Genomic DNA, 10283 nt, shown 5'->3' on the forward strand with positions numbered 1-10283 from the left:
GAAGAAGGAAGAAGGAAGAAGAAAGAGGGAAGAGGGAAGAAGGCTACCCTCGCAAGAAAAAACCATCATTTCCTGTAGATATTCACCCTTGGGTTTACACAAACGATATAAACGGACATGATATAATTTATTTACAGTTAATTAAGAAATTTAAATAACTCTCCCACCTGTTTTAAATCCACATTTCCTCCACTAATAATTACTCCAACTCTCACACCAGAAACTTTAACAATACCTTCTAATAAAGCTGCTGCTGCCAATGTTCCAGTGGGTTCTATTACTAATTTCATTCTCTCCCAGATAAAATACATTGTTCTTAAAATTTCTTCCTCTGAAACTGTCACCATATCATCAACATAATTCAAAATTAATGGGAAATTTAACTTGCCTAAATAAGGTGTTCTAGCACCATCAGCAATAGTATTAGGATTAGATACAGTTTGTAGAATTTTAGAATAAAAAGACCGAGTTGCATCATCTGCATTTTTCGGTTCCACGCCAATAACTCGACAGTTTTTTAAGAGATTTTTAGTGGCGATCGCGCAACCAGAAAGTAAACCACCCCCACCACAACATACTAATAGTAAATCTAAACTTCCTACTTGTTCAATTAATTCTAAAGCAGTTGTACCTTGTCCGGCAATAATATCACAATGGTCATAAGGAGGAATAATTATCAAACCTTTTTCTTGAGCAATTTTTTGAGCTAGTTTTTCTCTATTTATTTCATTTACATCATAGAAAATTATCTCTGCTCCATAACCACGAGTAGCCGTTTTTTTTACTTGTGGAGCGTTGTCGGGCATAACTATAGTTGTGGGAATATTTAATAATTTTCCTGCTAAGGCGATCGCTTGAGCATGATTGCCCGAAGAGTAGGTTAAGACTCCCGATTGTTTTTGAGTTTTTGATAGTTGAGATAGAGCATTGTAAGCTCCTCTAAACTTAAATGATCCTGTTCGTTGAAAATTTTCACACTTGAAAAATACTTGACAGTTAGTTAGTTGATTTACAGTTTTTGAAGTTATTACAGGTGTGCGATTAGCCACCGACAATAAACGATTAGCTGCGGCCGTAATATTATTGTAATTAACTACAAAATGATCGGCAGATTTTGAGGAATAAATAGACATATTTTCTGAAAATATTCAACAATTATAGCAGAATGAAGAAGAAAGAAGGAAGAAGGAAAAATCTGGCGTGATCTAAGTTTTAAGCTTTTTATCTGTCAAATATAGTAATGGCAACTCCTATAACAATTATCATTCATAATTACTTCTCCTTAAAATTAGAGGATTGACTAAAATGATTTTTTTTATTCTTGATGCGTAGAAGCTTTCAAGCTTAATTATTTGGTAAAAAGAAAAAACAAACAAAGAAATTTTAGGTTGGGGAGAGGAATAGGGGATTCTCACAAAGCCTATAATATCAAATTATTTAACCATTCATTAGACTATAAACAATTCACTATCTCCAGACCTCATACCAAACTAATTAATCATAATTTGAAGTAATTTTATATTAAGAGTTTGAAGTTTTATTCTTCAACCAAACTTCAACAATTAAGATTATTTGGCAGTCCTGCAACGGTAATGGTATTAGACATCTCCTCCACGCATAGGCAGTAGGCAGCTTTGCTGTAGGCAGTAGGGAACCCACCCCTCACCCCTCCCCCTCCCAGGAGGGGAAATAATTGATATATATAGTGTGAGAATTGATTTGATTTTTGATTTTTACCAGATGTCTATTGATAAAACTTGGGACAAATTACCTAATGATGTCAACTGTTATTACCTCAGCTCCAATTAAAAGAAAGCGGTTGATCTTCGGAGCTTCCCGTAGAGTGGGATGGCGAGGAGACTTCCCCATATCCAATCGACCAAGAGAGAGGATGTATTTCGGTTTCTTTCCTACTCACAGTTTTTTCCGCTCCAGGTCTCCCCATCTCCCCATCTCCCCATCTCCACATATCTCCATTTCCCTCTACCATGAGTATGCACCACTACCGATTATTTTTGGTCTCCCAGACATTGAACTCGTGCTTGAGATAAAATGGGTCTAGGCTGAAATGACTCTAAACCACGGCCATCATAAATAGTTGCTCCATCAGGCATTTTTGCTCCTTCTAATATTACCCCTTCTGTTAAAGCACCCTCGAAAATAGCACCACTTAAATCAGTCTTGCTGAGGTCAGCACCTCTGAGGTCAACTCCACGGAGATTAGCATCCACTAAATTAGACCATTGGAGGTTAGTATTTTGCAGGTTAGCATCAGCTAAGTCAGCACAAGTAAAGTAAGAACCACTAAAATTACTTTTGCTTAAGTCGGCATTTGTTAAGTTAGCTTGTCTAAGTTTTGCACCTCGTCGTCTGATATTACTAAGGTCAGCTCCACTAAGGTCGCATCCTTGACAAACTGCTGATGGATTATCTAAAAATCTTCGGATATCATTGGCATTTTCTGCTAGAATTGGCGTAGTTAATCCGGCAATTGTTAAAAGGGTAATAGTAATAATTTTTGGCAGTTTCATAGTCTTTAATTTTTATTGATATTTACATCTATTATATATTATATAGTGATGTGGTATTGGCTCAAACCTTACTAATGCAAACTTTAAAAAAGCTTCTCTCAAAGAAGTAAATTTAGAAAGGAAAAATTTACAAGGAGCAAATTTGATGGGAGCTGACTTAGAAGGAGCTAATCTGATTAAAGCCAATTTATCTGGTGCTAAAACTTATGGGTGGAAAGTATAAAGATGCAGACTTTACTGATAGCATAATGCCGAATGATGAAGAATTTACCAAAGCAGAAACACCAAGCGATAACCAACAAAAAATAGAAACAATAATACCTACTACAATACGCAAAATAATCAAAACCGACAAAGCACCCGAAGCAGTTAGTCCATATAATCAAATGATTTTTGTATCAGGTCAAATAGCGATCGACACTAGAATCAATCAAATAGTCTATACCGACGATGTAAGTAAACAAACAGAACAAGTAATGAAAAACCTAGAAGCTATTCTTACAGCAGTAGGTGGAGTTTGCTCAAACGTTGTCAAAACCACCATTTTCCTCAAAGACATCAACGACTTTGCCACAGTTAATATAAAATCCGGTTGAATACTTATTAGACATAGGAGTGGAAATTACACATATAGATTATTTTTTGTGTCTTTTTTCATAAATTTTCTTCCCTTTTGCCTGTTGCCTGTTGCCTGTTGCCTGTTGCCTGTTGCCTACTTCTGCAAAAAGTCTATTCTTTTTCGGAGATGTCTATTATACCATTTTGATAAATTTTTGCTACAAATAACTAGGGGATTTTTTAGGAGTCAACCCACCCCTCGCCCCTCCCCCTCCCACGAGGGGAAAGACCGAGTCAGGAGTCGTATGGGAATGGCTTCAATACCACTTTTTAGGTTGGAAATCATCTTTTTTGTCAAAGGGATGTCTCCTGAAAATTATTTTTATCCCTCTTACTATTCGTAACATTCTTTTTTCAAAATGGTATTATTAGGAGACAGGAGACAATTATAGTGGTCAATAGGAGTAAGTAATTGAGTATTTGTACTTAATATTTTCCTGAGAATCTGACTGCTGAGAAAGGTCAAATGTAGGAGCTATATAGTATAAATATCTACCAAGTTACGGATTTTTCTACTACTTTTAATGTTAGAAATTGAAGTGCGGAATGTGAGTTTTAATTAGCGGTCAAAAACTTTCTTCTCGTCTTCCTTCTTGACTCCTGATATCATGTCCGGTAGCATAGTTTGTGTATAAAATTAAATCAAAATTGCCAGAAATCCTTCTGCCTTCCCTTCACCAAGGTGTAACTATTCAAGCGGACATGATATGACTCCTGAGTGCAAACAACCTATCGCCAAACCCTAATACAACCATCACCGTCCCCACTGACCAAAAAATCTCCTTCAGGAGAAATTGCTACAGCTAAAACACCCAAAGCATGACCAGTCAAAGTACCCATTTCCAGACCTGTACTCAACTGCCATATTTTAATCATATTATCCGCACCCCCACTCAGCAAAGTATCATCTGGCGAAACTGCTAAACACCAAATACTTTTGTCATGCCCAGTCAAAGTAGCTACTTCCAGACCCGTACTCAACTGCCATAACTTAATAGTGTTGTCATCACTGCCACTCACCAATATTTCACCGTCAGTACTAAACGCAACTGCACTCACATAACCAGAATGCCCCCTGAGAGTTTTAATTTCTTGCCCTGTAGCTAAATGCCAAATCTTAATCGTATTGTCACCACTCCCACTTGCTAACATCTGCCCATCATTGCTAAACTCCACAGACCAAACCCTCTGAGAATGCCCTGTGAGAGTATGAAGTTCGTTACCCGTACTCACCTGCCACAACTTAATTTGGTTATCGTCGCCACCACTAGCTAATATTTGCCCATTGGGACTGAATGCTAAGGACTCAATATCATTGGAATGTCCGCGCAAAGTGCGAATTTTTTTGCCTGTACTCAACTGCCATAGTTTGATAGTGTGGTCGTAACTCCCACTAGCTAATATCTCGCCATTAGGGTTAAATGCCACTGACTCCACATCGTCGGAATGTCCTGTAAAAGTAGAAATTTCTTCTCCGGTACTCAACTGCCACAACTTAATAGTGTCATCATAGCTACCACTAGCTAATATTTGTCCGTCTGGACTGATGGCAAGACAACTTACTCCTTCTGAATGTGCCTGAAATTCATTAGTTACAACACAATTTTCTAGTTTATGTTTCTGTTGTTTTGATGTTTTTTGAACGGGTGGAGATACTGGTTTTATTTCTTCTTGTTGTTGGCGTTTTATTTCTGCCACAACTCCCTGGACAATGCCCAAGTTTCGCCGAGCATCTTCACAGTCTGGCTGTAGTTTTAATGCTTGTTGATAGTCAGTGATCGCCTGTTCGTATTGTCCTAATTGATTAAAAGTATCACCTCGTTTATTATAGGCATCTACCCAATTTTCATTGATCTGCAATGCCTGGGTAAAATCATTAATGGCTGCTTGATATTGACCGATTTTTCCATAAACAAAACCACGATTATAATAAGCTTCACCCCAATTTTGATTCAGCTTTATTGCGTGGTCAAAATCACTAATTGCTCCTAGATAATCTTCCTGTTTAAAATTACTTACTGCTCGTTTGTAGCAAATTTCCATTATATTTAACTGCCTAGTTTCACCAATAGCTGTTAAACATTGATTTAATTTATTTACATATTCCAAATCTTCTGCTTTTACTACAGATTCTATGGCTTCCAATAGCAAAATTAATTTGTCTGGAACTGACGACAAACCCCGTGACTTTAACCAATATTTTAAGGAATGTTCAATCTGTGTAATTGCCCAAACTTTATTTTGTAAATTTGCCAAACTTTGAGCTAAATCTAAAGTCAATTCTGGCATCCAACCAGAACGCTGAATTTCTAAATATTGATAAATTTTTTGATAATATAAAATCACCGATTCCATCATCTCATCAACTTCTGGAGATTCTGGTAAATTTTTAATTAAATCGGGTAATAATTCTGGCAAAATAGGAGGGAGATTATATTCAACTAAAAAATATTCATCTGCTACTAAACCAGCAAATATACAATGATAAAGAGTTAAAAATTTCCCTAATTCCTCAAAGTCTTTCTGATTGACAATATAGTTCATATCCAACTCACTAATGTCAATTCCTGCCTTTCTAAATTTTTGCTCTCGCTGTAATTTTTTCAGGTTGATTAAATTATTACCGCCATAAAGTTCATCAATTTTTTTCCCTTTTTCTCCGGTAGCAATTAACTTAGACCTAATTGCTAACCATCGACGCGCCCGGAGTTTCGCAGATTCATATAAAATATCTTGATAAGGCAATCTAGAAATAATAGGGTCGTAACGATATTTCGACCAACCTAAACTCCAATAAGCAATTCTAAAATTGAGATAATTACCATTAACTTCTGATTCTAAAACTAAAGTTGGCTGAGATTTTAATACACCAAATAAAGCTTTAATACTGGCTTCACTATGAAAAGATTTACTTACCCAAGCTCCTGCCAAAAAATCTATTTCTCTGCCTTTAGCTGTATAATTTATGAAAAATTGTCGCAAACCGTCTGCTAAAGTCAGTTCAATATTAGGGAAAAAATTAGGATAATTATTAGCTGCTTCAAGTCTATCAAATACGAGTTTTGGCGGAGCAAAGAAAACTCGCAGAGGCAGAATTTTTTCCTCTGGATCGGAGTTGAGAATATCGGCAGCAACTAACCAAATAGGAGAATTTTCTAATCTTTTTTGTTCTTCTATAATTTGTAGAGAAGTTTCTCGTTGATAGGCAACTAATTCTCGTTGAAGTTCATAGTTTTGTTTGAGTAGTTCTATTTGAATTGCTTTTTCTTGTTCCAACAGCCATCTTGGAAAATCTATATTTGTTTCGAGTCTGGTAGTTTCGGCAATTTGAATAAATGCCTGTAATTCTTGGGAATTATCTTGACTCAGTTTCTCTAAATCAAAGTTATCTTGATTTTGGATATATTCTAGTTTTAATTTTTCTAGTTGAATATTTTCTTTTCGTTTGGCTAAAACGGGATTTTTTGTAGTTACTATATTTGTAGATTTTGCATCTTTTTTAAGAGTAACAAATTTAGCTGCTTCTGCCACTGCTTTACTAATTTTTTTCAGAAATTTTAATACCATTTTTTTTAGGGAGTAGGGAATTTAAAAGTCAAAAATTCAAAGTCAAAAGTAAGATTTTATCAGCTCAAAACTTTAACAATATAGTAATTTCAGGAAGTTATTTCATATCTAAAGGTTGAAACTATTTGTGACATATTTAAAGTGAATTGGTATTAGTAAGCTTGACTCTATTATATCAAATACGCTTACTTTGGAGTAGAAGATTCTAAAAGAGGCAAAATTCCAAACTTGGTAGGGGTTTGGTCACAAAACCCCTACGATATTAATTGTACCGATACTACCGGATTTGATATTAGACATCCCCAGAAATTTATTAAACGATGGTGGTACATTGTAATGGTTGTGCATTACCGATAAATAAGGGTTTATATCAAATCCGCTCGGGTTCGGTATAAAAAAAATTTTCATCTTCATCCAAGAGCAAATGTTTCGCGCATTCTCTTCCCTCCTGAGGAGGTCCTTCCCCTCCTGGGAGGGGAATAATTGATAATTTATCCCCTATAATTGATTTGATTTTTTATTATTTTTGTGAGTAAAACAGTGGGAGCATCTTGCTCCCGTACTTACCCGACCAAAAAACTTTCTCCTTATACTTGGGGTTTATTCTTCTTTCTTCCCTCCTGAGGAGGTCCGACTGAATTCCCCTCCTGGGAGGGACAGGGGTGGGTTGACTCCTAAGTAATTAAGATTAGTATCATACCCGCGCTTCACCAACGCCTATTTTTGTGAGGAAAACAGTGGGAACATCTTGCTCCCGTACTCGCGGGCAGGATGCTCCCACTGGAAATTGATTGTTCCTATCTACTATTACGATGGAGGACTACCCATTAAACGGTGTTGGTGAATCAAGCTATGAAACCTAAATTTTGCAAAATATAAAATGCTTTTCAGTTAATGTTTATGCCATCGCCATTAAAGCAAAATCATAGCCACGCATCACCAACACCCATTAAACTTATAGGGAGGTAAGCTAAAAATCATTTAGGTTTTATATTCCCTGTTTTCTGTTGCCTGTTGCCTTGAACAAAAATTGGATATATGGTTTAAATGCTTAACAACTTGCCATGGAACGTTCCGACATTTTTTTGATGAAATATCTATTTTTTTAAGGGAACAGGCAAATTTACTAAAGTTTACTTCAACTACTATAATTTTTGCTGTAAATATTTGCACCAATTAACTGCTAAATCAATATCTGTAAAGGGAATTTGGATATTTTTAGAATCAGAAAAAATAAACTCCAAAACTACTTTACCTTGACCTGGTAAATTTTCCGGATCTACTACCTTATTATTAACTAATAATTGTAGCGAAATCACATCTGACAAAGAAAAGGTTTCCAAATTAACAGGTCCCTTGCGTGTAGGTTTTCCACAAGTTATACTTTCACCATTTTGACCCAATACTGCATAAATATCATATTTAGCTTTCTCAAAAGATTCTGCCCAAGCACGGTAAGATTCCAACTTTTGATACTCATTCCAACCTGCCCAAGCTAACCAGATAAACACACCCAATAGGGGCAACCACAATAAACCTCTTTCCATATTAACCTTTAGATTTTCTAGTTATCTTTTCTTAATTTTAGAACAGCATTTTGGTATTATTTCCCATATTGTTGAATTGATCGACTAATTCTCAACCATTTTATGAAAACTTTATTTTATCCATCATATAGACATCTCCAGAAAAGAGGGAACAGGGAACAGGGAACAGGGAACAGGGAACAGGGAACCCACCCCTCACCCCTCCGGTGGAGGGGAATAATTGATAATTTCTGGATAATAATTGATTTTATTTTTGATTTTTGGAGATGTCTAATACTCAAACTAAACTTTTGCAGTCTTTTGCAACGTCTCTGAAGGCAACTCTCCAAACATAGCTTTGTAATCTCTAGCAAAATGACCTGCACTCCAGAACCCAAATTGACCTGCAAGCGTAGTTATAGTAGAGTTCTCCGGATCGCTTACCTTCAGGCGTTGTCGCAATGCATTGAGTCTTCGCACCTTGAGATAACGCATCGGACTCATGCCAAATAACTCCTTAAAACCACGGGATAAAGCGGAACTGCTAGACTCTAAATTTTGAGCTAGCTGTTTTAACGTGAGAGGTTCTTCAAAGGTGGCTAACATTTCTTGCTCTGCTTTAGCAATCAACTTAGCTTGTCGGGAAGGTTTGAGGGAACTCTTGGAATTCCACTTAATGGGAATCTTACTAATTAACAAAGGCAGGAAATCATTAGTAACAAGATCGACAACATGATCTTGTTGTAAATAACTTGGTTTATGTTCTGCTAACCAAAATATTTCCTTCAAGTAATCTTTAATTTCTTTCATCCCAGTTGGTAACAAATTTACATGATTTTTATTCAGGAAACAATCATCCAAATAGTGGCGTTGTAGTTGGTCTGCATGAGCATGAAAAGTTTCCACAGGGATTAAAATGTTTGCGATCGTTCCACCTTGAGGCATTACAAAGTCTACTTCATCTCCATTGAAACCAAAAATAGTCCTTTGAGGATTGATAGGGCGACGGTGGGAGTAAAATTCTCTTTCATCCTCAAACCAGACCATCGTAAAATCTCGGTATTTCGTCAAGTCTTCACCCCAAACTTGAATACCTTGATTCGCCTGATTGCGTATGAAATGTAAATCACCAATCCGGATCGACAAAAACTTACTCTGGAGACGACCAGTAGTGAGTTGTATCATCTGCATTCCGCGATAGCCGAAAAACTCAGTGAAAAGATCCACATCTGTAAAGGAAAGGGAGGTAATCTGCTGATTATTTCTCCCAGATTTATCCTGGTTAATTTTACTCTTTTTTATACTCATTACCTCAACAAAAATTTTGATAAATCAAATTAATATTTGACTTAAATTAGTTTTTTAATTCTTATGATTAAAAAAGTGGGAATTTTTGAATGTTCAAACAATCAGACTACCACTAAAGTGGAACAACAAAGTCACAAATTTGATTTTTGCTTATGAAAATTTGTTTTTGAACGTATTTATTTGAAAATTAAGGAGTTTATTTTCATGCAACGAGCCATGAAAACGGGGATTGCTATGGCGATGTCCTTAATGCTTTGGATTTCAGGGATGCTACCTTGGCTCCCTACATCTGCTGCATTGGTCTAAACAACTCAACTTGGGGATTGGAAAGTAGTCTTTTCCGAACAATGTCCCCACTAATATAAGGAGTTTTTGATTCATGCAACGAATTCTCAATTTAGGCGGTGAGGGGAGAAGATAAAGATTCTGAAGTGCATGCCCAGGAAGTAATTGACAAGAAAAACAGAATATGCAGATGATATTGTTGTTCTTCATTATTTATTTAAATATGAAAGTATTTGACTATGATAAAATCAGAGCTACTTTGCTTAAAGGGCCTCGTGTAACCTCTCTCCTAAAACATTTTGAGAATATTGCTGCAGGTACCTCTCAAGCACCTACACAAAGCATATATGCAACCTCTGACTTTTTAAGTAAAAGCAATGAATACCGAGAATATCATACTGTATTTCAACGCAATATAGGAACATTCTATAAACATCTGTGTGCCAGT

10 protein-coding genes are annotated in these 10283 nt (G+C 36.2%); 4 read left to right on the forward strand and 6 right to left on the reverse strand.

Annotation, left to right across the window (positions count from 1 at the left end):
• Window positions 1-137: 137 nt before the first annotated feature.
• The 3 genes from F6K06_RS32445 to F6K06_RS32455 form a co-directional block, all read right to left on the reverse strand.
• Window positions 138-1133 (reverse strand): threo-3-hydroxy-L-aspartate ammonia-lyase, encoded by a 996-nt coding sequence (locus F6K06_RS32445; RefSeq protein ID WP_124147830.1) that lies wholly within the window; start codon window positions 1131-1133, stop codon window positions 138-140.
• A 662-nt stretch (window positions 1134-1795) separates the two neighbouring features.
• Window positions 1796-1990, reverse strand: coding sequence for a hypothetical protein (locus F6K06_RS32450; RefSeq protein WP_124147831.1), 195 nt, complete (start codon window positions 1988-1990; stop codon window positions 1796-1798).
• Between the two features lie 19 nt (window positions 1991-2009).
• The gene (locus F6K06_RS32455; protein WP_124147832.1) at window positions 2010-2531 is read right to left on the reverse strand and encodes a pentapeptide repeat-containing protein; all 522 of its coding nucleotides are present in this window, start codon (window positions 2529-2531) and stop codon (window positions 2010-2012) included.
• 55 nt (window positions 2532-2586) lie between these two features.
• Between F6K06_RS32455 and F6K06_RS32460 the strand changes: the two genes are divergently transcribed.
• The 3 genes from F6K06_RS32460 (at window position 2587) to F6K06_RS32470 (ending at window position 3493) form a co-directional block, all read left to right on the forward strand.
• Window positions 2587-2754, forward strand: coding sequence for a pentapeptide repeat-containing protein (locus F6K06_RS32460; protein ID WP_240039213.1), 168 nt, complete (start codon window positions 2587-2589; stop codon window positions 2752-2754).
• Window positions 2738-3127 (forward strand): Rid family hydrolase, encoded by a 390-nt coding sequence (locus F6K06_RS32465; protein ID WP_287244843.1) that lies wholly within the window; start codon window positions 2738-2740, stop codon window positions 3125-3127. Before F6K06_RS32460 ends, F6K06_RS32465 begins: the two co-directional genes overlap by 17 nt.
• Before the next feature lie 177 nt (window positions 3128-3304).
• Complete coding sequence (locus F6K06_RS32470) at window positions 3305-3493, forward strand: hypothetical protein (RefSeq protein ID WP_287309017.1); 189 nt, start codon at window positions 3305-3307, stop codon at window positions 3491-3493.
• A 385-nt stretch (window positions 3494-3878) separates the two neighbouring features.
• Here the strand turns inward: F6K06_RS32470 and F6K06_RS32475 are convergent, their stop codons facing one another.
• From F6K06_RS32475 to F6K06_RS32485, 3 genes are all read right to left on the reverse strand, one after another.
• The gene (locus F6K06_RS32475; protein WP_124147834.1) at window positions 3879-6716 is read right to left on the reverse strand and encodes a tetratricopeptide repeat protein; all 2838 of its coding nucleotides are present in this window, start codon (window positions 6714-6716) and stop codon (window positions 3879-3881) included.
• Window positions 6717-7861: 1145 nt separating this feature from the next.
• The gene (locus F6K06_RS32480) at window positions 7862-8263 is read right to left on the reverse strand and encodes a hypothetical protein (RefSeq protein WP_124147835.1); all 402 of its coding nucleotides are present in this window, start codon (window positions 8261-8263) and stop codon (window positions 7862-7864) included.
• 282 nt (window positions 8264-8545) lie between these two features.
• Entirely contained in the window at window positions 8546-9550 is a 1005-nt protein-coding gene (locus F6K06_RS32485; RefSeq protein WP_287244847.1) for an AraC family transcriptional regulator, read from the reverse strand.
• A 508-nt stretch (window positions 9551-10058) separates the two neighbouring features.
• Here F6K06_RS32485 and F6K06_RS32490 point away from each other — a divergent pair.
• A partial coding sequence (locus tag F6K06_RS32490) for a hypothetical protein (RefSeq protein ID WP_287309019.1) occupies window positions 10059-10283 on the forward strand: 225 nt, incomplete at its 3' end.

It is taken from the genome of Okeania sp. SIO1H4 (genome assembly GCF_010672695.1).
GTDB lineage: Bacteria > Cyanobacteriota > Cyanobacteriia > Cyanobacteriales > Microcoleaceae > Okeania > Okeania hirsuta.

What these genes read in the sequence shown, in the direction of transcription:
- F6K06_RS32445 (WP_124147830.1), bottom strand. Translation starts at nt 1,133, where the DNA reads ATGTCTATTTATTCCTCAAAATCTGCCGATCATTTTGTAGTTAATTAC.
- F6K06_RS32450 (WP_124147831.1), bottom strand. Translation starts at nt 1,990, where the DNA reads ATGGTAGAGGGAAATGGAGATATGTGGAGATGGGGAGATGGGGAGATG.
- F6K06_RS32455 (WP_124147832.1), bottom strand. Translation starts at nt 2,531, where the DNA reads ATGAAACTGCCAAAAATTATTACTATTACCCTTTTAACAATTGCCGGA.
- F6K06_RS32465 (WP_287244843.1), top strand. Translation starts at nt 2,738, where the DNA reads ATGGGTGGAAAGTATAAAGATGCAGACTTTACTGATAGCATAATGCCG.
- F6K06_RS32475 (WP_124147834.1), bottom strand. Translation starts at nt 6,716, where the DNA reads ATGGTATTAAAATTTCTGAAAAAAATTAGTAAAGCAGTGGCAGAAGCA.
- F6K06_RS32480 (WP_124147835.1), bottom strand. Translation starts at nt 8,263, where the DNA reads ATGGAAAGAGGTTTATTGTGGTTGCCCCTATTGGGTGTGTTTATCTGG.
- F6K06_RS32485 (WP_287244847.1), bottom strand. Translation starts at nt 9,550, where the DNA reads ATGAGTATAAAAAAGAGTAAAATTAACCAGGATAAATCTGGGAGAAAT.